This window comes from Pseudomonas sp. zjy_15, from assembly GCF_043101865.1.
Classification (GTDB): domain Bacteria; phylum Pseudomonadota; class Gammaproteobacteria; order Pseudomonadales; family Pseudomonadaceae; genus Aquipseudomonas; species Aquipseudomonas putida_Y.
On the sequence record NZ_JBICII010000112.1, the window covers coordinates 116,033 to 136,936 of the forward strand.

General features: G+C 62.2%; 20 protein-coding genes. 14 read left to right on the forward strand and 6 right to left on the reverse strand.

Going from position 1 to position 20,904, the window contains the following annotated elements; genetic code table 11:
* Positions 1–182 precede the first annotated feature (182 nt).
* Positions 183–1,787, forward strand: coding sequence for an L-aspartate oxidase (nadB, locus tag ACF8EF_RS22145; protein WP_176682680.1), 1,605 nt, complete (start codon positions 183–185; stop codon positions 1,785–1,787).
* A gap of 118 nt (positions 1,788–1,905) precedes the next feature.
* Here the strand turns inward: nadB and ACF8EF_RS22150 are convergent, their stop codons facing one another.
* Together ACF8EF_RS22150 and ACF8EF_RS22155 are read right to left on the reverse strand one after the other, a co-directional pair.
* Positions 1,906–2,364: a protein YgfX gene (locus ACF8EF_RS22150; RefSeq protein ID WP_176682679.1), complete on the reverse strand. Its 459-nt coding sequence runs from the start codon at positions 2,362–2,364 to the stop codon at positions 1,906–1,908.
* Positions 2,348–2,602: a succinate dehydrogenase assembly factor 2 gene (locus ACF8EF_RS22155; protein WP_003252043.1), complete on the reverse strand. Its 255-nt coding sequence runs from the start codon at positions 2,600–2,602 to the stop codon at positions 2,348–2,350. Before ACF8EF_RS22155 ends, ACF8EF_RS22150 begins: the two co-directional genes overlap by 17 nt.
* A gap of 133 nt (positions 2,603–2,735) precedes the next feature.
* On the opposite strand from ACF8EF_RS22155, the gene ACF8EF_RS22160 reads away from it, so the two are divergent.
* The gene (locus tag ACF8EF_RS22160) at positions 2,736–3,677 is read left to right on the forward strand and encodes a folate-binding protein YgfZ (RefSeq protein ID WP_176682678.1); all 942 of its coding nucleotides are present in this window, start codon (positions 2,736–2,738) and stop codon (positions 3,675–3,677) included.
* Between the two features lie 55 nt (positions 3,678–3,732).
* The gene (locus ACF8EF_RS22165) at positions 3,733–4,539 is read left to right on the forward strand and encodes an HDOD domain-containing protein (protein WP_176682677.1); all 807 of its coding nucleotides are present in this window, start codon (positions 3,733–3,735) and stop codon (positions 4,537–4,539) included.
* 65 nt (positions 4,540–4,604) lie between these two features.
* On the opposite strand, the gene ACF8EF_RS22170 is transcribed toward ACF8EF_RS22165, so the two are convergent.
* Positions 4,605–5,984 (reverse strand): sensor histidine kinase, encoded by a 1,380-nt coding sequence (locus ACF8EF_RS22170; protein ID WP_392460546.1) that lies wholly within the window; start codon positions 5,982–5,984, stop codon positions 4,605–4,607.
* The gene (locus ACF8EF_RS22175; protein WP_021785746.1) at positions 5,977–6,648 is read right to left on the reverse strand and encodes a response regulator; all 672 of its coding nucleotides are present in this window, start codon (positions 6,646–6,648) and stop codon (positions 5,977–5,979) included. The genes ACF8EF_RS22170 and ACF8EF_RS22175 overlap by 8 nt, the downstream gene beginning before the upstream one ends.
* A gap of 200 nt (positions 6,649–6,848) precedes the next feature.
* On the opposite strand from ACF8EF_RS22175, the gene ACF8EF_RS22180 reads away from it, so the two are divergent.
* The 6 genes from ACF8EF_RS22180 (at position 6,849) to ACF8EF_RS22205 (ending at position 14,147) form a co-directional block, all read left to right on the forward strand.
* Positions 6,849–8,138 carry an OprD family porin gene (locus tag ACF8EF_RS22180; protein WP_209963769.1) on the forward strand — a complete coding sequence of 430 codons (1,290 nt, stop codon included), beginning with the start codon at positions 6,849–6,851 and terminating at the stop codon, positions 8,136–8,138.
* Between the two features lie 46 nt (positions 8,139–8,184).
* Positions 8,185–9,165 (forward strand): tripartite tricarboxylate transporter substrate binding protein, encoded by a 981-nt coding sequence (locus ACF8EF_RS22185; protein ID WP_176682674.1) that lies wholly within the window; start codon positions 8,185–8,187, stop codon positions 9,163–9,165.
* Positions 9,166–9,349: 184 nt separating this feature from the next.
* Entirely contained in the window at positions 9,350–9,808 is a 459-nt protein-coding gene (locus ACF8EF_RS22190; protein ID WP_176682673.1) for a tripartite tricarboxylate transporter TctB family protein, read from the forward strand.
* A gap of 3 nt (positions 9,809–9,811) precedes the next feature.
* Complete coding sequence (locus tag ACF8EF_RS22195) at positions 9,812–11,326, forward strand: tripartite tricarboxylate transporter permease (RefSeq protein WP_103463003.1); 1,515 nt, start codon at positions 9,812–9,814, stop codon at positions 11,324–11,326.
* Positions 11,319–12,374 (forward strand): AbrB family transcriptional regulator, encoded by a 1,056-nt coding sequence (locus ACF8EF_RS22200; RefSeq protein ID WP_392529347.1) that lies wholly within the window; start codon positions 11,319–11,321, stop codon positions 12,372–12,374. The genes ACF8EF_RS22195 and ACF8EF_RS22200 overlap by 8 nt, the downstream gene beginning before the upstream one ends.
* Positions 12,375–12,464: 90 nt before the next feature.
* Positions 12,465–14,147 carry a bifunctional metallophosphatase/5'-nucleotidase gene (locus ACF8EF_RS22205; RefSeq protein ID WP_392460547.1) on the forward strand — a complete coding sequence of 561 codons (1,683 nt, stop codon included), beginning with the start codon at positions 12,465–12,467 and terminating at the stop codon, positions 14,145–14,147.
* A gap of 27 nt (positions 14,148–14,174) precedes the next feature.
* On the opposite strand, the gene ung is transcribed toward ACF8EF_RS22205, so the two are convergent.
* Entirely contained in the window at positions 14,175–14,867 is a 693-nt protein-coding gene (gene ung, locus ACF8EF_RS22210) for a uracil-DNA glycosylase (protein ID WP_176682670.1), read from the reverse strand.
* A gap of 126 nt (positions 14,868–14,993) precedes the next feature.
* Here ung and ACF8EF_RS22215 point away from each other — a divergent pair, with 126 nt between their 5' ends.
* Positions 14,994–16,100 (forward strand): enoyl-CoA hydratase/isomerase family protein, encoded by a 1,107-nt coding sequence (locus tag ACF8EF_RS22215; protein WP_392460548.1) that lies wholly within the window; start codon positions 14,994–14,996, stop codon positions 16,098–16,100.
* A gap of 44 nt (positions 16,101–16,144) precedes the next feature.
* On the opposite strand, the gene ACF8EF_RS22220 is transcribed toward ACF8EF_RS22215, so the two are convergent.
* Positions 16,145–16,594 (reverse strand): hypothetical protein, encoded by a 450-nt coding sequence (locus tag ACF8EF_RS22220; RefSeq protein ID WP_176682668.1) that lies wholly within the window; start codon positions 16,592–16,594, stop codon positions 16,145–16,147.
* 212 nt (positions 16,595–16,806) lie between these two features.
* Between ACF8EF_RS22220 and ACF8EF_RS22225 the strand changes: the two genes are divergently transcribed.
* From ACF8EF_RS22225 to ACF8EF_RS22240, 4 genes are all read left to right on the forward strand, one after another.
* The gene (locus tag ACF8EF_RS22225; protein ID WP_176682667.1) at positions 16,807–18,288 is read left to right on the forward strand and encodes a diguanylate cyclase; all 1,482 of its coding nucleotides are present in this window, start codon (positions 16,807–16,809) and stop codon (positions 18,286–18,288) included.
* Positions 18,281–18,493, forward strand: a complete 213-nt coding sequence (locus tag ACF8EF_RS22230) for a cysteine-rich CWC family protein (RefSeq protein ID WP_392460549.1) — start codon at positions 18,281–18,283, stop codon at positions 18,491–18,493. Before ACF8EF_RS22225 ends, ACF8EF_RS22230 begins: the two co-directional genes overlap by 8 nt.
* An 8-nt stretch (positions 18,494–18,501) precedes the next feature.
* Positions 18,502–19,194 (forward strand): pseudouridine synthase, encoded by a 693-nt coding sequence (locus tag ACF8EF_RS22235; RefSeq protein ID WP_176682665.1) that lies wholly within the window; start codon positions 18,502–18,504, stop codon positions 19,192–19,194.
* 283 nt (positions 19,195–19,477) lie between these two features.
* A complete protein-coding gene (locus ACF8EF_RS22240; RefSeq protein WP_392460550.1) occupies positions 19,478–20,707 on the forward strand; it encodes a tyrosine-type recombinase/integrase in 1,230 nt (409 codons plus the stop codon).
* Positions 20,708–20,904: the final 197 nt, after the last annotated feature.

Below are 20,904 nucleotides of genomic sequence, written 5' to 3' on the forward strand. Positions count from 1 at the left end.
ATAGGATTTCCGGCCATGTCGGAAAGTTCCCACAAAGGTTATCGCAACCTGGCAGGCAGCATGGAAATTGGCCACCTGGGGCTGCTATAAAGGCATCCGACCACGTTTAACGATAGTTTCACAATGCCATCCGCGCGTGACCATTGTGCCGTGCCCCTCCCAAAGATTACTAGTGTCCCGACATGAGCCAACAATTCCAACATGATGTCCTGGTGATCGGCAGCGGTGCCGCCGGTCTCAGCCTGGCACTTAACCTCCCCAACCACCTTCGCGTTGCCGTGTTGAGCAAGGGCGACCTGGCCAATGGCTCGACCTTCTGGGCCCAGGGCGGCGTCGCTGCCGTGCTGGACAATACCGATACTGTGCAGTCGCATGTCGAGGACACCCTCAATGCTGGCGGCGGGCTGTGCCATGAAGACGCGGTGCGCTTTACCGTCGAGCACAGCCGCGAAGCGATCCAGTGGCTGATCGAGCAAGGCGTGCCCTTCACCCGCGATGAGCACTACAGCGTCGACGATGGTGGCTTCGAGTTCCACCTCACCCGTGAAGGGGGCCATAGCCACCGGCGCATCATCCACGCCGCCGACGCTACCGGCGCGGCAATTTTCACGACGCTGCTGGAACAGGCTCGCCAGCGCCCGAACATCCAGCTGCTGGAGCAGCGGGTGGCGGTCGACCTGATCACCGAACGCCGTCTGGGCCTACCCGGCGAACGCTGCCTGGGCGCCTACGTGCTCGACCGCAACACCGGTGAGGTAGACACGTTCGGCGCGCGCTTCACCGTGCTGGCCACTGGCGGTGCGGCCAAGGTCTACCTCTATACCAGCAACCCCGATGGTGCCTGCGGCGACGGTATCGCCATGGCCTGGCGGGCCGGCTGCCGGGTGGCGAACCTGGAATTCAACCAGTTCCACCCCACCTGCCTGTATCACCCGCAGGCCAAGAGCTTCCTGATCACCGAAGCCCTGCGCGGCGAAGGCGCCCTGCTGCGCCTGCCCAACGGCGAACGTTTCATGCCGCGCTTCGACCCGCGCGAAGAGCTGGCCCCCCGGGACATCGTGGCCCGCGCCATCGACCACGAGATGAAGCGCCTGGGCGTGGACTGCGTATACCTGGACATCACTCACAAGCCTGCTGATTTCGTCAAGAGCCACTTCCCCACGGTGTACGAGCGCTGCCTGGCCTTTGGCATCGATATCACCCGTCAGCCGATACCGGTGGTGCCTGCGGCGCATTACACCTGCGGCGGGGTGATGGTCGACGACTGCGGCCACACCGACGTGCCTGGCCTGTATGCCATCGGCGAAACCAGTTTCACCGGCCTGCACGGCGCCAACCGCATGGCCAGCAACTCGCTGCTGGAATGTTTTGTCTATGGTCGCGCCGCCGCTGCCGACATCCAGGCGCACCTGGAGCAAGTGGCCCTGCCCAAGGCCTTGCCCGGCTGGGACGCCAGCCAGGTGACCGACTCGGACGAGGATGTGATCATTGCGCACAACTGGGACGAACTGCGGCGCTTCATGTGGGACTACGTCGGCATCGTACGCACCAGCAAGCGCCTGCAGCGGGCCCAGCACCGCATTCGCCTGCTGCTGGATGAAATCGACGAGTTCTACAGCAACTACAAGGTCAGCCGTGACCTGATCGAACTGCGCAACCTGGCGCAGGTGGCCGAGCTGATGATCCTGTCAGCCATGCAGCGCAAGGAAAGCCGTGGGTTGCATTACACACTGGATTATCCGGGGATGCTGGACGAGGCCAAGGACACCATCCTCAGCCCGCTCTGAAAACGGCGTCGCGGCCTTCGTGGGCTCGCCCGCTGCCACAGGAATTTGACTGCCTTGCAGCATTGCGCGGTACCTGTGGGAGCGGGCGAGCCCGCGAAGAAGCTGACCCGGTCTTGATCTATGCCCGGCTCACCTCGGCCCAGCGCCGCCGGCTGAACTTCAACCGCACCCGCAAGCGCCGATGCTCGTCAGCTCCTAGCGCATCCTGAGGTATGCACTGGCTTTGCCCCAGCCAACGCCCCACCCGCTCAAAGCGCAAAACCACCAGCCGTGGCAACGCCACGCTGTCCCGGCACAACCGAACCCGCTGCCAGCCACGGGCACGGCTGAGCACCTGCCAGCCCCGCACATCACGGCGCAGGCCGACAACAGCATGGTCATGGGTCAGCAGAATACGTCGGGGAATGGCCCAGCAAGCGTGGGCCGAGCAGGCGGCGACAACCGATAAGGCCAACCACCCGGGCAGCGGGCTCGCCCACACGGCAAGCCACGCCAGAACCTGACAAGCCAGGTAGACCGCCAGCAGCAGGCGCGAGCCTTGCCAGCGGCACTCGAAGCACTCACTTGGGCTGGACACGGTCCAGAATGATGCGGACCATGCGCTGCAGTTCCGGGTCTTCGGACTCGGTGCGCTCCATGAACCAGCCGAACATGTCCTGATCCTCGCAGCTCAAGAGACGCACGTACAGTTCACGGTCGGTCTCATTGAGGGTGGGGTAGACTTCCTGGGTGAAAGGCACCAGCAGTACGTCCAGTTCCAGCATGCCGCGGCGGCTGTGCCAGAAAAGCCGGTTGAGTTCAGTTTGTTCGACCATGGGGCCCTCCTCGAATGGGCCGCCAGTATACAGCCAGGCGCGCGAAGCGACACCGGGCGTTGGTCTAGTCACCTACCTATTTTGTTACCGGCGTTCTATGATGGCCGCCAGTCTTTAGCCACCGCGATGACCCATGGCCGATTCCGCTTTCTTCTGCCCCCTGTCCCACGAGGGCATCCTCGCCGTCCGCGGCTCCGATGCAGGCAAGTTCCTGCAAGGCCAGCTGACCTGCAACATCAACTACCTCAGCCAGGAATACGCCAGCCTCGGCGCCCGCTGCATGGTCAAGGGACGCATGCAGTCGAGCTTCCGTATAGTGCCCGAAGGCAACGGCTACCTGCTGGCCATGGCCAGCGAACTGCTCGACGCACAACTGGCCGACCTGAAAAAGTACGCCGTGTTCTCCAAGGCCACGCTGACCGACGAAAGCACAGCATGGGTACGCTTCGGCCTGCAAGGTGGCGACTCTGCACTGCAGGCGCTGGGGCTTGTCGTGCCCGCAGCCGCCGGTAGCACCGTGCGCCATGATAGGCTGATCGCCATCACCGCATCCGCTGGCCGGGTTGAACTGTGGGTGCCGGCAGCTGAAGCCGAGCCTGTACGCCAGGCCCTTGCCGCAGCGCTGCCCGAAGGCAGTATCAACGACTGGCTGCTGGGGCAGATTCGCGCAGGTATCGGCCAGGTCATGGGCCCGACCCGTGAGCTGTTCATTCCGCAGATGATCAACCTGCAGGCTGTCGACGGCGTCAGCTTCAAGAAAGGCTGCTACACCGGCCAGGAAATCGTCGCCCGCATGCAGTACCTGGGCAAACTCAAACGCCGCCAGTACCGCCTGGCACTGGACCAGCAGGCCATTCCGGCCCCGGGCGCCGAGATTTTCTCGCCCACCCATGGTTCGTCGGTCGGTGAAGTGGTCATTGCTGCCGGCAACGGCGCGGGCTGCGAACTGCTCGCGGTGCTCAGCGCCGAGGCGGTGGAAGACGGCAACCTGCACCTGGGCAGCCTCGAAGGCCCGCGCCTGCAGGTACTGACCCTGCCTTACGAACTGGACCGCGACCGGGAAATCCAGCGCTGACCAGCCTGCCCCACCCTTGTGGCGGGGCCGCACCACCACTGCGGTAGACATGCCCATGAACAAGCTGGCCGAGTTGGTTCAAGCACAATTGCTCGACGCCATCGAAAAGGATGACCTGGTCCTGCCAACCCTGCCCGAGGTTGCCTTGAGCATCCGCGAAGCAGCGGAAGACAGCGAGATCAGCGTAGCGGCCCTGAGCAAGGTGATCGGTCGCGACGCGGCCCTTTCAGCACGCCTGATCAAGGTCGTCAACAGCCCACTGCTGCGTGCTGCGGTCGAGGTTACCGACCTGCATACCGCCATCACGCGGCTAGGCATCAACTACAGCTGCAACCTGGCCATCGGCCTGGTGATCGAGCAGATTTTCCATGCCCGCTCGTCCGCAGTCGAGCAGAAACTGCGCGATATCTGGGCCAGTAGCCTGGAAGTGGCGGGCATCAGCTACGAAATCTGCCGCCGCTTTACACCCCTCAAGCCTGACCAGGCCACCTTGGGTGGGCTGGTCAACCAGATTGGCGCGCTGCCGGTACTCATCTATGCCGAAGAGCACAACGAACTGTTGTCCGACCCGGTTTGCCTGCATTACGTGATCGAGCAACTCCAGCCGGTGCTGGGGGACAAGATCCTCAAGGCCTGGGAGTTTCCGGAGCAGTTGGTCCACCTGCCAAGCCAGGTTCATGACCTGGACCGCCAGACGGACAAGATCGATTACATCGACATCGTGCAGATCGCCCGCTGCATCAGCCAGCGCGGGCGCCACCGGCCATTGGCTGCGCTACCGGCTTACCGCCATCTGGGGCTGCCGTTTGGCACCGAGCTGGAGGTCGATGAACTGCTAGAGGCGCGGAGCATGTTGCGCTGAGCTGTAACAGCCTGCCAGGGCCCTTTCGCAGGTGAGCCCGCGAAAGGGCCGACACAGGCAAGCCATCAATCCGCTATAAAACTCACCCGTACCCGCAACCCGCCCTTCTCGCCATCATGCAGGCTCACCTGAGCCAGGTGCGCCCGACAGATCTCGCCAACGATCGCCAGCCCTAATCCACTGCCCTGCGCACTTCGCCGGTAGAAGCGCTCGAACACCCGTTCGCGCTCGGCCTCGGGAATACCTGGCCCGTCGTCTTCCACTTCCAGCACTGCCGGCGCCATTACCCGCAAAATCACATTGCCACCCGCTGGCGTATGCGCCAAGGCATTGTCCACCAGGTTGCTCAACAACTCGTTGAGCAACGTCGGCTCCCCTTTCAGCCATACCGGCGCCTCGGCCTCCAGCGCCAGCGCCACCCCGCGCTTGTGCGCCAAAGGCGCCATGGCCATGCCCAGCTCGCGGGCCAACTGGCTCAAGTCAAGACGCTGCGCACCGCCTTCAGCGATTGCCCGTGCGCCATTCTCGACTCGCGCCAACGATAACAGCTGGTTGGCCAGATGGGTCAGCCTGTCGGTACCCTGGGCTGCAGACTCCAAGGTCTGCCGCCACTCCTGCGGCTCGGCCGAGCGCAAGCCCAGCTCGACCCGCGCCTTCAATGCCGCCAGCGGCGTACGCAGTTCGTGGGCCGCGTCGGCAATGAACTGCGCCTGGCGCTCGAACTGGCCGCGCAAGCGCTCGGTAAAGTGGTTCAAGGCGCGCACCAACGGGCTCAGTTCACGCTGTACCTGTACCACCGGCAACGCTCGCAAGTCGTCCGGCTGGCGTTCTTCCACCGCTGTGCGCAGGCGCTCCAAAGGCCGCAACGCGGCGCTCACGGCAAACCACACCATCACCAACGCCGCCAGTGCCAGCATGCCCAGACGCAGCAGGGTATCGGCCATCAACCCTCGGGCCATACGCACCCGCGCTTCCTCGGTTTCGGCTACGCGGATTTCTGCCATGCCGTTCATGTTCGGCTCGCTTACCGGCTTAAGCAGGCTGACCACACGAACGTCCTGGCCAAGGTAACTGGCGTTGTAGAAACGCGCCAATGCCGGATAGTCATCGGTGCGCGGCGTGCCAGGCGGCGGTGGCGGCAGGTTCTCGTAGCCAGAAATCAGCCTTTGCTTGATATCCAGCACCTGATAGTAAATGCGCCCCGCACTGTCATAGGCGAATGTGTCCAGCGCCACGTAAGGCACATCCGCGCTCAACGAACCATCACGCTGCGACAGGCCCGCGGCGATGGTCCTCGCCGAAGCCAGCAGGGTGCGGTCGTAGGCGGTGTCGGCGGCCTCGCGGCCATTCCAGTAGGCGCTAAGGCCGCTGGCCAGCATCAGCACCACCAGCAACAGTGCCAAATTACCCAGCAAGCGCCCGCGCAGGCTGCCGTTGTCACGCATCGCGGTGCTCGAGCAAATAGCCCAGACCGCGGAAAGTGACGATGGCCACAGGGTGCCCGTCGAGCTTCTTGCGCAGCCGGTGAATGTAGATTTCGATGGCGTCAGGGCTGGCTTCTTCGTCCAGGCCAAACACCTGGGCAGCCAGCTGCTCCTTGCTCATCACCCGGCCCGGACGAGCGATCAGCGCTTCCAGCACACTCTGCTCGCGCGAAGTCAGCGCCAGGTTGTCGTCACCGAGGGTGAAGCGCCGGGTGTCCAGGTCATACACCAACGGCCCACAGCGTTGCTGGCGCTCGCCACCGAGCACACTACGACGCAGCAAGGCCTTGACCCGCGCTTCCAGCTCGGTCAGCTCAAACGGCTTGGCCAGATAATCGTCGGCGCCCAGGTTCAGGCCATGGACCCGGTCCTTGACGTCGCTGCGCGCAGTCAGCATCAGCACCGGCAAAGTCTTGCCACGTCCTCGCAGACGCGCCAGCACCTCAAAGCCGTCCATGCGCGGCAGGCCGACATCCAGCACTGCCACAGCGTATTCCTCACTGGCCAACGCCAGGTCGGCCGCCACGCCGTCATGCAGCACATCTACGGTCAGACCATGGCTTTTCAAGGCCTGGGCCACGCTTTCGGCCAGTTGCAGGTGGTCTTCGACCAGCAGTACACGCATCGGATTCTCCCTGCTCGGGTGGGACGGTGGCGCGGAGTGTACCGCTGTCACCACGCCTGTGAAGCCCCTCGTGACAAACCTTTCACGCTGAAAGGTTAGCGAAAGGTTCGTTGCCTAGCATCGCACCACGGTCGCCCTTCGCGCCGAAAAAAGCACCAGCAAGGTGCGACGAATAAGAACAATAAACGGAGTCATCGACGATGCTGTCATCGCAGCCGCAGGCGTTCGCGCCTACCCGTTCCTTTATCGCACGCCCTTCGGCCATCGCCAGCGCCCTCGCGCTTGCCGGTGTCGCCCCGATGAGCCAGGCCGCCTTCTTTGAAGACAGCACGGCCACCTTCGAAACCCGCAACATGTACTTCAATCGCGACTTCCGCGACGGCACCAGCGCGCAGCAATCCAAGCGCGATGAATGGGCCCAGGGCTTCATGCTCAATTTCGAGTCTGGCTACACCGATGGCACCGTGGGCTTTGGCCTGGACGCATTGGGCATGCTCGGCATCAAGCTCGACTCCAGCCCGGACCGTGCCAACAGCGGCCTGCTGCCGACCCACGATGACGGCAAGGCTGCCGACGAGTACTCCAAGCTGGGCCTGACCGGCAAGGTGAAGATCTCCCAGACTGAACTCAAGATCGGCTCCCTGATCCCCGACCTGCCGACGCTGCAGCCCAACGATGGGCGTATCCTGCCGCAAACCTTCGAGGGTGGCCTGCTCACCTCCAAGGAGATCAAGGGCCTGACCTTCACCGGTGGCCGCATAGACAAAGCCAAGGACCGCAACGACACCAACTGGGAAGACCTGACGCTGAACAACAAGAACGGCCGCTTCGGTGGCACTTTCAGCGCTGACAACCTGGCTCTGGGCGGGCTCGACTACCAGTTCACCGACCGCATCACCGGCAGCTACCACTTCGCCCAGCTCGACGATATTTACCGCCAGCACTTCATCGGCATGGTCGCCACCCAACCCTGGGGCCCGGGCACCTTGGGTGCCGACCTGCGCCTTGCCATGAGTGACGACGCTGGCGCCGCCAAGGCCGGCAACATCGACAACACCACCTTCAACGGCATGCTCAGCTATGCCCTGGGCGGGCACAAGGTCAGCGCTGCCTGGCAGCAGCTGTCTGGCGAAAGCGCCTTCCCGTATGTGGATGGCGCCAACCCGTACCTGGTCAACTTCGTCCAGATCAACGACTTCGCCGGTGCCGACGAACGCTCCTGGCAGGCGCGCTACGACTACAACTTCGCCGCACTCGGCGTACCGGGCCTGACCTTCATGACCCGTTACGTCAGCGGTGACAACGTCAGCCGGGCTGCCGGTGGCGAAGGCAAAGAGTGGGAACGCAACACCGAACTGAAGTACGTGGTACAAAGCGGCCCGTTGAAGAACGTCGCCGTGCGCCTGCGCAACGCTACCTTCCGCTCCAACTTCGCCCGTGACGCGGATGAAGTGAGGCTGTTGGTCAGCTACAGCGTGGCGCTGTGGTAACCCCATAGCGGTAATCCGATAACAACAACGCTCACGGAGATCGACGATGACCTTTTCACTGCGCCGCCTCGTCCTCGCTACCGGCTGCCTGCTGTTGGCCGGCAACGCCCTCGCTGCAGAACCGAAACGCCCCGAATGCATCGCACCCGCCTCACCCGGTGGTGGCTTTGACCTGACCTGCAAGCTGGTGCAAAGCGCACTGGTGCAAGAAAAGATCCTCAGCAAGCCAATGCGCGTCACCTACATGCCCGGCGGTGTCGGCGCGGTAGCCTACAACGCCGTGGTCGCCCAGCGCCCGGCAGACGCCGGCACGCTGGTGGCCTGGTCCAGCGGCTCGCTGCTTAACCTGGCCCAGGGCAAGTTCGGCCGTTTCGACGAGAATGCGGTGAAATGGCTGGCTGCCGTCGGCACCAGCTACGGTGCCATCGCGGTGAAGAGCGACTCGCCCTACAAGACCCTTGATGACCTGGTCGCAGCGCTGAAGAAAGATCCGAGCAAGGTCGTGATCGGTTCCGGCGGTACCGTCGGCAGCCAGGACTGGATGCAGACCGCGTTGATCGCCAAGGCCGCAGGCATCAACCCGCGCGACCTGCGCTACGTGGCCCTGGAAGGCGGTGGCGAAATCGCCACGGCACTGCTGGGTGGTCACATCCAGGTCGGCTCTACCGACATTTCCGACTCCATGCCGCACATCCAGAGCGGCAACATGCGCCTCCTCGCAGTGTTCTCGGAAAACCGCCTGGACGAGCCGGAAATGAAAGACATCCCGACGGCCAAGGAGCAGGGCTACGACATCGTCTGGCCGGTGGTGCGTGGTTTCTACCTGGGGCCAAAGGTGAGCGCCGAGGACTACGCCTGGTGGAAGGCCTCGTTCGACAAGATGCTGGCCTCAGAGGACTTCGCCAAGCTGCGAGACCAGCGCGAGCTGTTCCCGTTCGCCATGACCGGCGAAGAGCTGGACGGCTATGTGAAGAAGCAAGTGGCTGACTACAAGGCACTGGCCAAGGAATTCGGCCTGATCCAGTAACACCACCCCTGTGGGAGCGGCCTTGTGTCGCGATCGGGCGCGAAGCGGCCCCTGGTACAGCCGATACGATGCTTCGGACAGATCGCATCGGCAGGTTTGGCGGCCGCTTCGCGCCCGATCGCGACACAAGGCCGCTCCCACAGGATTTGCATTTCACTTGAGCAATCCCAACGAGGATTCCCCAATGATCCTTCAACGCATTTTCGCACTGGCCCTGCTGGCGGTGTGTGCCGCCCTGGCCGTCATGGCCTGGCCCTACCAGGCTGCATTTTCCTATGAACCGGTGGGCCCGCGCGCCTACCCGCTGCTGGTGCTCGGCCTGATGGGGCTGGGCCTGCTGTACCTGGTGTTCCGCCCAACGCCCATCGTGCGCAAGGATGACGAACCAGAACTGGATCGCGAGACCCTGATCAAGATCACCGCCTGTGTCGGCCTGCTGCTCGTCTTCGCCGCCACCTTCGAAGCCCTCGGTTTCATCCTCAGCGCTGTCCTGGTCGGCCTGCCCATGGCCCGGCTGTACGGTGGCCGCGGACTGCGCAGCGCCATCGTGGTGGTCGGCATGAGCATTTTCCTCTACTGGCTGTTCGACCGCGTGATGGACGTGCCCCTGCCCCTTGGCCTGCTGAGCGTACTGGAGAACTGACACATGGATACCTTGAGCTACCTGGGCCAGGGCTTCGGCATTGCCCTGTCCCCCTACAACCTGGTCACCGCCCTCTCCGGCACCCTGATCGGTACCGTGGTCGGCCTGCTGCCGGGCCTGGGCCCGATCAACGGCGTAGCCCTGCTGATTCCCATCGCCTTTGCCCTCGGGCTGCCGCCGGAATCGGCGCTGATCCTGCTGGCCGCGGTGTACCTGGGCTGTGAATATGGCGGGCGTATCAGCTCGATCCTGCTGAACATCCCGGGCGAAGCCTCGACCGTCATGACCACCCTCGATGGTTACCCGATGGCCCGTCAGGGCCTGGCCGGTGTTGCCCTGTCGCTGTCGGCCTGGAGTTCGTTCATCGGCGCCTTCATCGCCACCTGCGGCATGGTGCTGTTCGCCCCGCTGCTGGCGAAATGGGCCATCGCCTTCGGCCCCGCGGAGTACTTTGTGCTGATGGTGTTCGCCATCGTCGCGCTGGGTGGCATGGCCGGTGACAAACCACTGAAAACCTTCATTGCCGCACTCATCGGCCTGTTCCTGTCGGCGGTCGGCATCGACGCCAACAGCGGCGTGTACCGTTTCACCGGTGACAGCGTGCACCTGGCCGACGGCATTCAGTTCGTGGTGCTCGTGCTGGGCCTGTTCTCCATCAGCGAAATCCTCCTGCTGCTGGAAAAGACCCACCATGGTCACCAGGCAGTCAAGGCTACCGGCCGCATGCTGTTCAACTTCAAGGAAGCGGCCTCGGTGTTCCTGGTCAACATCCGTTGCGGCCTGCTCGGTTTCATCATGGGTGTTCTACCCGGCGCCGGCGCAACGCTGGCCAGCGCCGTGGCCTACATGACCGAGAAGCGCCTGGCGGGTGAAAGCGGCAAGTTCGGCAAGGGCGATGCCCGTGGCCTGGCAGCGCCGGAAACTGCCATTGGTGCGTCCTGCTGTGGCGCCCTGGTACCGATGCTGACCTTGGGCGTACCCGGCTCCGGCACCACGGCGGTGATGATCGGCGCCCTGACCCTGTACAACATCACCCCTGGCCCACTGCTGTTCGAGCAGCAGCCAGATATCGTCTGGGGCCTGATTGCCTCGCTGTTCGTCGCCAACATCATGCTGGTGGTCCTCAACATCCCGATGATCCGCATCTTCACCCGTATCCTCGCCGTGCCAAACTGGGCGCTGGTGCCGGTGATCGCCATCATCACCGCGATCGGCGTGTACGCCGTGCATGCCACTACCTTCGACCTGTTCCTCATGGTCGGCATCGGCATCATGGGCTACATCATGCGCAAGCTGGACTTCCCTCTGTCGCCGATTCTGCTGGGCTTCATCCTCGGCGGGCTGATGGAGCAGAACCTGCGCCGGGCGCTGTCGATCTCCAACGGTGAACTGGGCATCCTCTGGTCGAGCCCAATCAGCATGGGCATCTGGGCGCTGGTTGTGGCAATGCTCGCCCTGCCGCTGCTGCGCATCTGGCGCAAACGCAGCCTGCAGCGCCGGGCCTTGGCCGATGCCTGATCGGTCGTTGCCATGGTTCGTCGCGACCGGGCTGGTCGGCCTTGCTGGCGGTTTTGCCGCCAGCAAGGTCGGCTGGCCTTTGCCATGGATGGTCGGTTCATTGCTGGCGATCATCCTGGTGCGCTGCCTGACGCCCTGGCAACTTTCGGAAATCCCCAACGGCCGCAAGTGCGGGCAGTGGATCATCGGCATCGGTATTGGCCTGCACTTCACGCCAGCGGTGATCGAGCAAGTGGCCAGCCATTTCGCGCTGATCCTCTTCGGCGCGTTGTTCACCACCCTGTCCAGCGTGATCAGCGTATGGCTGCTGCGGCGAGCCGGCGAAGACCGTGCCACCGCGTTCTTTGCCAGCATGCCAGGCGGTTCGGGAGAAATGGTCAACCTTGGGGCGCGCAATGGCGCGGTACTCAGCCAGGTGGTAGCAGCGCAGAGCTTGCGTGTGCTGGCAGTGGTGCTGTGCGTGCCGGCGCTGTTCAAGTTCTTGCTGGGTGACGGGGTACCACTGAACCACACCGGTAGCGTGAGCTGGGGCTGGCTGGCACTGATTGCGCCCTTGGGCGTTGCCGTTGCCTTGCTTTGGCAGCGCTTGCGCCAGCCCAACCCATGGCTGTTCGGGCCATTGCTGGTAGCGGCTACGGTCAGCCTGGCCGGCAACCTGCAGATCGCCCTGCCCAATGGCGCCAGCCAGATCGGCCAGTGGCTCATCGGCAGCGGCCTGGCCTGCCACTTCAACCGCGCGTTCTTCCGCCGCGCACCGTCGTTCCTGGGGCGCACCTTGATGGCTACGGCATTGTGCATGGCGATTGCCGCCAGTGCCGCGTGGCTGCTGAGCATGATGACTGCACTGGACTTGCGCTCACTGACACTGGGGATGATGCCTGGCGGGATCGCCGAAATGAGCCTCACGGCCGAAACGTTGCAATTGTCGGTGCCGCTGGTGACGGCGCTGCAGGTGATGCGCCTGATTTTGGTGTTGTTTCTCGCAGAACCGCTTTTCCGGTGGTGGGACAACAGGCATTCAAGCTGCAAGCTCCCTGAAGATAGATAGTTACCACTTGCCCAATGCCCGGGTGAATAGAGTCGGATTGCTGCCCTGATCGGCAGCAAACCCACACTTCCCGGCATTCAAGAGGTAATGATGAAAGTCCGTCTTTCTTGCAACTGTCGCTCGGCTATTGCCTGGGCATGCCTTGCCATCAGCGCAGTCAGTCTTGCCGCAGAGTCACCTGCCCCCGTCCAGATCAACGTCGTGGCTATCAATGATCTTCACGGCTACCTGGAACCCAACCCCCAAGACTACGCCGGCGCGCAAGGCGCTACCCGCCTGACCTACGGCGGCATCGCCACACTCGGCGCCATGCTCGATGAACTGCGAACGCAGGACCCCGATCTGCTGTTCATCGGCGCTGGCGACTTGATAGGGGGCAGCCCCGCCATTTCTGCGCTCTGGGCTGACGAGCCTGTGCTTGAGGCCTTGAACGCGATGGGCATGATCGTCAGCGCATCCGGGAACCACGAACTGGATGCAGGCAAGGCCGAGTTTCTTCGACAGATCCACGGAGGATGCGAGTCAACGCGCCCTGAAAAGGCATGCAAGTTTCGCGGCAACTATCCAGGAAGTGGCTTCCCTTACATAGCGTCCAACCTGATCGATACCACTACGGGCAAGCGCTTGCTACCGGCCTATCACATTGAGCAGGTAAAAGGGGTCAAGATAGCGTTCGTCGGTGCAGTACCGCGCAACATGGAAAAAGTGGTTTCGGCCAGAGCATTCGCAGGGCTCAAAGCCACAGATGAAGCGCAAGCCATCAATGACGTGATTCCGGAGCTCAAAGCCAAAGGTGTCAATGCAATCATTGCGGTCATGCACCAAGGAGGGGATACCGCCGAGCCGTTCGACACACAGGATTGCAGCCAGCTAGGTGGTGCGATCGTCGACGTGGCGAAGCGGCTGGATCCTGCGGTAGATGCCGTCATCAGCGGTCACTCGCATGCCAGCTATCAATGCAAGGTGGGTGACCTGAGCATCACTCAGGCTGGCAAGTACGGCCACTTCCTGACTCAGTTGAAGTTGCAGGTGACGCCAGGCACCCATCACGTCACGAACATCACCGCCCGTAATATTCCTGCTGACCCACAGAACTACCTGCCAAATGCCAAGTTGACGAGTTTGCTGGAGGAAGTGCGTCAGCGGTCCGGGGAAAAACTGCTCGAACCCATAGGACGCATCTCGACGGCAGAACTTGACCGCGAAGAAAATGCCGCCGGTGAAACAACCTTGGGAAACCTGGTCACGGATGCCCAATTGGCCATGACCCAAGCGTTTCAGCCACAGATTGCCTTTCTCAACCTGGGTGGGCTGCGCAGTGATCTTATCCAGCCTGCCGATAGCGACCTGACCTACGAACAATTATTCGCCGTACAACCGTTCAATAACCCTCTGGTAGTTCAGGAATTGACAGGCAGGCAGATTACCGAACTGCTCAACCTTCAATGGAACAGGGGCAGTTTCAACCCGCTGCAGGTATCGAAGGGTTTCCATTATGAATGGGACGGTTCACGGCCTGTCGGCAGCCGTGTGGTCGACGGGAGTGTACGTCTGCACGGCAAACCCCTTGAGCCGTTGACCCATTATCGCGTAGTCAGCAACCTGTTCCTGGCCGATGGTGGCGGTGGCTTGGCCACGTTCAAAGAAGGAAGGCGACGTCAGGACACCGGCATTTCCGACCTGGAAGCCTTGGTGGAGTATGTGCGCCAGAACCATGAGCGGGGTATTGCAATTGGCCAGCGCAGCGAGCCGCGCATCAGCATGACGCCCTGAGCGATTGCGTACCCCACCCGCGGTTTCTCACAGTGGGGGCAGTGCCCAGTTGATGGGCCCGAGCCCCCGCTGCTCGAGGAAGCTGTTGGCACGACTGAAATGCCCGCAACCGATGAACCCGCGATACGCCGACAGCGGTGAAGGATGGACCGACTTCAATACCAGGTGCTTGGTACCGTCGATCAGCTTCTGCTTGCTCTGCGCATGAGCCCCCCATAGCAGGAATACCACGTTCGGGCATTGCTCACTGACCACCTGGATGACCCGGTCGGTAAACAATTCCCAGCCTTTCTTGGCATGCGACGCGGCATTGGCGCGCTCGACGGTCATGGTCGTGTTGAGCAATAGAACGCCTTGTTCCGCCCAGCTCTGGAGGTAGCCGTGGCTGGGGATCGGGATGTTCAGGTCGCGCTGCAATTCCTTGTAGATATTGACCAGCGACGGCGGTGTGGCCACACCCGGTTGCACCGAGAAGCACAAGCCATGTGCCTGCCCCGGCCCGTGATACGGGTCCTGACCGAGGATGACCACCTTCACCTGGTCCAGCGGCGTCGAGTTGAGCGCATTGAAGATCAGCGGCCCTGGCGGGTAGATCTCCTTGCCGGCAGCGTACTCGCCACGCAGGAACTCGCGCAGTTGATGCATGTAAGGCTGGTCGAATTCACCGCGCAATGCGGCCTTCCAGCTGGGTTCGAGTTTGATGCGATCGTCGTCAGTCATGGGGCCTTCCATAAACAATGGCGCGACACTAGGTAAGCCCTTCGCGCTTGTCAAACGATCCGACCGACGACCGGCATGATCGGCCAGGCAAGCCATACTTGAGCGATGACTTGCGAGAGGTAGTCCATGACCATTCACTGCGAGGTACTCACCGGCGTCGATGGCGCCCGCATCGGCATCGCCACACTGGATGCGCCCAAGGCGCTCAATGCCCTGAACCTGCCGATGATCGAGGTGCTGGGCGAACAGCTGCATGCCTGGGCCCGCGACCCGGGTATCGTCTGCGTGCTGCTGCGCGGCAACGGGGCAAAAGCCTTTTGCGCAGGCGGCGATGTACGTGCGCTGGCGCAAGCCTGCCGCGACCACCCCGGTAGCGTTCCGCCGCTGGCGGCCTCCTTCTTCGCCGCCGAATACCGCCTGGACTTTGCCCTGCACACCTACCCCAAGCCGTTACTGTGCTGGGGGCATGGGCATGTGCTGGGTGGCGGCATGGGGCTGCTGCAAGGCGCCAATGTACGCATCGTGACCCCCAGCAGCCGGCTGGCCATGCCGGAAATCAGCATCGGCCTGTACCCTGACGTAGGCGCCAGTTGGTTCCTGGCCCGGCTGCCGGGCAAGCTGGGTTTGTTCTTCGGCCTGACAGGTGCGCCAATCAACGCCCGCGATGCCCTTGACCTGGGCCTGGCTGACCGTTTCCTGGGCGAGCACCAGCAAGAGGCCTTGATCGAGGAGTTACTGCAACTCAACTGGCAGGAGCAGACTGCCATACAACTGAACAGCCTGCTCAAGGCCGAACAGCATCGTGCCTGGGCCGAGCTGCCGGATGCCCAGTGGCTGCCGCGACGGCATGAGATCGATCAGTTACTCGACGTGGCTGATGCTGCCTCAGCCTGGCGCGCACTGGAAAGGCTCAAGCGGCATGACGACCCATTGCTGGCAGATGCCGGCCAACGCCTGCACGAGGGTTGCCCGCTGACGGCGCATCTGGTCTGGGAGCAGATCCGCCGGGCGCGGTACCTGTCGTTGGCGCAAGTGTTCCAGATGGAATACAGCATGAGCTTGAACTGTTGCCGCCACCCTGAATTCAGTGAAGGCGTGCGCGCTCGCCTGCAGGACAAAGACAACCAGCCGCGCTGGCACTGGCCTGATGTGGCGCAAGTGCCGGCGGCGGTAGTCGAGGCGCATTTTGCCAAGACGTGGGAAGGGCGGCACCCATTGGCGGATGTGGGTTAGCTTGCTGATCCGGGGGCTTCTTTTCAGCCCCCGCCTCCGCTCAGCTAGCGCTGCCAGTTTCCTCCTCGCCCCTGCCCGCGCCGCCCGTCCCAGCGACCGCGGTCGTCCACCTGCCGATTGGAGTGCCGATCGCCCTGCCGGTAACGCTGGCTGCCATTGCGATAGTCATGGCGATCCCGGTCCTGCCGGTAGTCTTGCCGCTGGCGATTGCCATAGTCATGGCGCGGGTTGCCATGCCACTGGTTCATCCCCGGCCGCGAATAGGGCCGGTAATGGGGCACAGGGGCCGACCGATTGTAGTAGCGGGGAGCAGGCTGATAGTAGTAGCGCGGCGCAGGCGCCACATAGTACCGGTCATGGCGGTAATACCCCGGCGCCACATAGCGGTCGGTAGAATAGTAGTCCGAACGGTAATAGCCTCCGCGGTCATGGTACGGGGCACAGGCCGAAGTCATCAGCCCCAGCAGGGTGATCAACAGGATTCGATAGGACATGGCGGCCTCCTGGACCGCTGGAGTGCCCGAACAGCGGCGCTGGCGAGCATCGATGCAAGATGTGTAGATCGACACTGAATAAGACAGTGGCGCGCAGGTGCAGTGCCATTCCTGCAATAACTTGATACAGGTGAAATAACCCTGAAAAACTTGCAGTCATTTGCCCGCCATCTCAATAGAATAAGCGGCTCGGCACACATCACGGGAAGATCATGCCCTTACGTTCCGCTCTGTTCTCGCAGCGCTCGCTGATCGTTACCCTGCTCGTGTTACTGGCCTGCGGCTTCCTGGCCACTTCGCTGCTCAGTTACTTCTCCTCGCGCAGCGCCATCCGCGACAGCATCATCAATACCGAATTGCCGCTGACCTCCGACACTGTCTACTCGGAAATCCAGAAAGACCTGATCCGCCCGGTGCTGATCGCTTCGATGATGGCCCAGGACACCTTCCTGCGCGACTGGGTGCTGTCCGGCGAGCAGGATACCGAACGCATGACGCGCTACCTGGGCGAGGTCATGGGCAAGCAGGACATATTCACGTCCTTTTTCGTGTCCGATCGCACGCTGACCTACTACCAGGCCAAAGGTGTGCTCAAGCATGTCGAACCGGGCACCTGGCGTGATGCCTGGTATTTCCGTCTGCGTGAACTCAAGGCCCCTTATGAGATCAACGTCGACCTGGACATGGCCAACCAGGACAGCCTGACTGTGTTCATCAACTACCAGGTGCACGACTACCAGCAGCGCTTCATCGGTGCGGCAGGCGTAGGCCTGAGCGTATCGTCGGTGGTCGAGCTGATCGATCAGTACCAACGCCGCTACCAGCGCGCGGTGCTATTCACGGATGCCAAAGGCAAGGTGCTGTTGACCGGCTCCGGGGGCGGCCCGCATGGCTTGCAAGTCGGCCAGCCACTTAAGGAAAACCCTGAGCTGAAGGCCCTGCTGGCCGAGCAGTGGGTGCCAGGCGAAGGCAGCCACGAGTACCATGACAGCGAAAACCACAGCCACTTTCTCAACGTGCGTCACCTCCCCGAACTGAACTGGTACCTGCTGGTGGACAAACGCGAAACCGGCGTCCTCGACCGCATTCGCCAGGCCCTGTACCTGAACCTGGCGATCTGTACGATGATCACCCTGGTGGTGCTGGCACTGGTGCATGCCATGGTCCGCCGCCACCAGGCCAGCACCGAAGCCTTGGCCACGCTCGACAGCCTCACCGGCTTGCACAACCGGCGCAGCTTCGACCTGCTCGCCGCCCAGGCGTTGCGCGAAGCCCGGCGCGACAGTAGCCCACTGGTGGCCTTGCTGATCGATCTGGACCATTTCAAGGCGCTGAACGACACCCACGGCCACCTGGCAGGTGACGAAGTGCTACGCCAATTCGCCAATGTGCTGCAAGGCAGCCTGCGTCAGTCAGATATACTGTGCCGCTGGGGCGGTGAGGAATTCATCGTGCTACTGCGCGAAGCTGAAAGCCGCCAGGCCATCGAGGTGGCGGAAAAGATCCGCCGACGCACCGAGCAGCTGACCTTCAGTTACGACAACCAGCCGCTGCGGCTGACCACCAGCATCGGCCTGAGCAGCCTGCAACCGGGGGATACCCTGCACGCCCTGCTGACCCGCGCCGACCGCGCGCTTTATCGTGCCAAGCAGGCTGGCCGCAACCGCGTCTGCAGTGAAACCCGCCATGAATGACAAGCAACATTGCCCCGCTTGCGGTGCCCTCAACCAGTGCAGCCTGGCCGACCCACGCCGTGCCACCCAGGCTTGTTGGTGCTACAGCGTGACCATCGACCCGGCCGTGCTCCAGGCGCTGCCCGCCGAGCTGCGCAACAAGGCCTGTCTGTGCCCGCGCTGCGCCGCCGTTGAAGAACAGCTCCGTCCATCCGCTGCCCACTGATCGTTACCATGCGCCTTGACCGTTTCCTCGCCAACCTGCCCAGCTACAACCGCCAGCAAGTTCGCCTGATGCTGGCGCAACGCCGCGTGCGGGTGGACGGCCAGATCGTCAGCGACCCGCTGACCGAAGTACGTGAATTCAGCCGCGTAGAGCTGGACGAGCAACTGCTGCAGGCCGGCCGCCCGGCCCGCTACCTGATGCTGTACAAGCCCACTGGCTGCGTAAGCGCCACCCACGACCCGCAACACCGTACCGTTCTCGACCTGCTGCCAACGGCGTTGCGAGATGACCTGCACATCGCCGGGCGCCTGGACTTCAACACCACCGGGCTGATGATCCTGACCAACGATGGCCAGTGGTCACGGCGCCTGACCCAGCCTGCCACCAAACTGCCCAAGCATTATCTGGTGGACACCGAGGACGAGATTGGCGAGCACTATGTGGCCAAGTTTCGCGAGGGTTTCTATTTCGCCTTCGAAGACCTCACCACCCAGCCTGCCCAGCTGGATATCCTCGGCCCCCATCAGGCCCGGCTGGCGATCGTCGAAGGGCGCTATCACCAGGTCAAGCGCATGTTCGGGCATTTCAACAACAAAGTGGTGGGGCTGCACCGGGAAAGCATGGGGGCGATCCGGCTGGATCCGGGGTTGGCGCCGGGAGAGTACCGTGAACTGACGGCCAATGAGATAGCCACTGTCTAGGCCGCAACAGACAGCCCGGCTCGTCATACGACCGCTCAGCGACAAAAGTCACATTACTTACCGAACGGCACTTGCGCGATGCCCAACCCACTGCTTGAATCCAAATCGTCAGTCTGCATGTGACTACAGAAAACAACCTAAGCGCTTGAAATAAAAGGCTGAAACCTAGCAAAAACGCAGGTTTTGGCCTTTTTTGTGTGGCGTGGTAGTACGGCTAAGTACAGTGGTAGCCGACAGGAAACCGTGGTAGAAAAAAGCAAATCTACCACTGGAGGTCGCCGCCATGAGCCCGCTCACAGACGTGCAAATCAAGAACGCTACCTGCCCACCCGGTAAGAAAATCAAGAAGTACCACGACGGGGATGGCCTCTATCTGTGGTGCATGGCGGATGACAAAAACGGTAGGCCTGGCGGCAAGTGGTGGCGCTTGCGCTATTACCTCGACGGTAAGGAACGCGGCATGGCGCTGGGGGCGTACCCGAAGGTCAGCCTGGCCCAGGCCCGCGAAGCAGCCAAGGTCCAGCGCGAGCTGCTCAAGAAAGGCACCGACCCGGCACAGGCGAAGAAGAAACAGAAGGTCGTCGAGAAGCAAGCCCGTGCCGACTCCTTCGAAGCCATCGCCCGCGAATGGCACGATGCCCAGTCACCGGGGTGGGGCGAGGGGTACGCCACGGGCATGTGGGCGCGCCTGGAAGCGTACGCCTTCCCAGTCCTCGGCAAGATGCCGGTGACGGCCATCGAAGCGTCAGACGTTCTTGAGGCACTGCGCAAAGTCCAGGCCGCCGGGTTCACCCAGGTGGCGTATCGGGTCTTGGCCAACATACGCGCCGTCCTCGACTACGCCATAAACAGCGGGCGCCTTGGGCAGAATGTGGCCGTGGGCCGTGAAGGGGCATTGAAGGTGCACAAGGCGAAAAATCAGGCACACGTAGGCCCCAAAGAATTCCCCGCCCTGATAAGAAAGATCGCCACTTATGAAAGCATCGGCAACCGCCAAACCATGCTGGCGCTGCAACTAATAGCGCTGACTTTCGTGCGCGCCAATGAACTGCTTCAGGCTGAATGGTCGGAATTCGATTTTGATAACGCCTTGTGGGAGATACCGGCCGAGCGCATGAAAATGGAAAGAGCGCTTTTAGTGCCATTGGCGCCACAGGTCATAAACATCCTTGTAGAACTCAAAGCCATGAACCCCGAGAGCAAACTGATTTTGCCGGGTCGTGGAGGGAAGAAAGGCATCACGAATAGCACACTGCTCAACGCCTTAAAGCTCCTAGGCTACGCAAAGAAACAGACGGTGCATGGATTCCGTCATATCGCCAGCACGGCGCTCAACGAGGCACGCGGCGATGATGACAAGCAGCTGTTTGAATCTGACGCCATCGAAGCCCAGCTGGCGCATGTCATCGGCGGCACAAGAGGGAAATATAACAAAGCGACGTACCTGGCCGAACGTCGGAAAATCATGGCCTGGTGGGCAAGTCACCTAGAAGGAATGGCGAAGACCAGTTGACCTAGTACGCGATAGTAGTATGGTGGAGGCGCAACACCGGGTATCGCAACGCATGCGTCTGTGCACTCCAGCCTTTGTACGCATGCGGCCCAAGGAAACAGGTAACAGGTATCAGGTAGTAGCGCGTAATGGCGCGGGGTAGCTGGAGACTCGACAGAAGCTTCGATTTGCGAAACGGACGGCCATAGGCCGGATCA

Coding starts and splice junctions, on each gene's coding strand:
- nadB (WP_176682680.1), top strand. CDS start 183: ATGAGCCAACAATTCCAACATGATGTCCTGGTGATCGGCAGCGGTGCC.
- ACF8EF_RS22155 (WP_003252043.1), bottom strand. CDS start 2,602: ATGGTCGAACAAACTGAACTCAACCGGCTTTTCTGGCACAGCCGCCGC.
- ACF8EF_RS22160 (WP_176682678.1), top strand. CDS start 2,736: ATGGCCGATTCCGCTTTCTTCTGCCCCCTGTCCCACGAGGGCATCCTC.
- ACF8EF_RS22165 (WP_176682677.1), top strand. CDS start 3,733: ATGAACAAGCTGGCCGAGTTGGTTCAAGCACAATTGCTCGACGCCATC.
- ACF8EF_RS22170 (WP_392460546.1), bottom strand. CDS start 5,984: ATGCGTGACAACGGCAGCCTGCGCGGGCGCTTGCTGGGTAATTTGGCA.
- ACF8EF_RS22175 (WP_021785746.1), bottom strand. CDS start 6,648: ATGCGTGTACTGCTGGTCGAAGACCACCTGCAACTGGCCGAAAGCGTG.
- ACF8EF_RS22180 (WP_209963769.1), top strand. CDS start 6,849: ATGCTGTCATCGCAGCCGCAGGCGTTCGCGCCTACCCGTTCCTTTATC.
- ACF8EF_RS22185 (WP_176682674.1), top strand. CDS start 8,185: ATGACCTTTTCACTGCGCCGCCTCGTCCTCGCTACCGGCTGCCTGCTG.
- ACF8EF_RS22190 (WP_176682673.1), top strand. CDS start 9,350: ATGATCCTTCAACGCATTTTCGCACTGGCCCTGCTGGCGGTGTGTGCC.
- ACF8EF_RS22195 (WP_103463003.1), top strand. CDS start 9,812: ATGGATACCTTGAGCTACCTGGGCCAGGGCTTCGGCATTGCCCTGTCC.
- ACF8EF_RS22200 (WP_392529347.1), top strand. CDS start 11,319: ATGCCTGATCGGTCGTTGCCATGGTTCGTCGCGACCGGGCTGGTCGGC.
- ACF8EF_RS22205 (WP_392460547.1), top strand. CDS start 12,465: ATGAAAGTCCGTCTTTCTTGCAACTGTCGCTCGGCTATTGCCTGGGCA.
- ung (WP_176682670.1), bottom strand. CDS start 14,867: ATGACTGACGACGATCGCATCAAACTCGAACCCAGCTGGAAGGCCGCA.
- ACF8EF_RS22215 (WP_392460548.1), top strand. CDS start 14,994: ATGACCATTCACTGCGAGGTACTCACCGGCGTCGATGGCGCCCGCATC.
- ACF8EF_RS22220 (WP_176682668.1), bottom strand. CDS start 16,594: ATGTCCTATCGAATCCTGTTGATCACCCTGCTGGGGCTGATGACTTCG.
- ACF8EF_RS22225 (WP_176682667.1), top strand. CDS start 16,807: ATGCCCTTACGTTCCGCTCTGTTCTCGCAGCGCTCGCTGATCGTTACC.
- ACF8EF_RS22230 (WP_392460549.1), top strand. CDS start 18,281: ATGAATGACAAGCAACATTGCCCCGCTTGCGGTGCCCTCAACCAGTGC.
- ACF8EF_RS22235 (WP_176682665.1), top strand. CDS start 18,502: ATGCGCCTTGACCGTTTCCTCGCCAACCTGCCCAGCTACAACCGCCAG.
- ACF8EF_RS22240 (WP_392460550.1), top strand. CDS start 19,478: ATGAGCCCGCTCACAGACGTGCAAATCAAGAACGCTACCTGCCCACCC.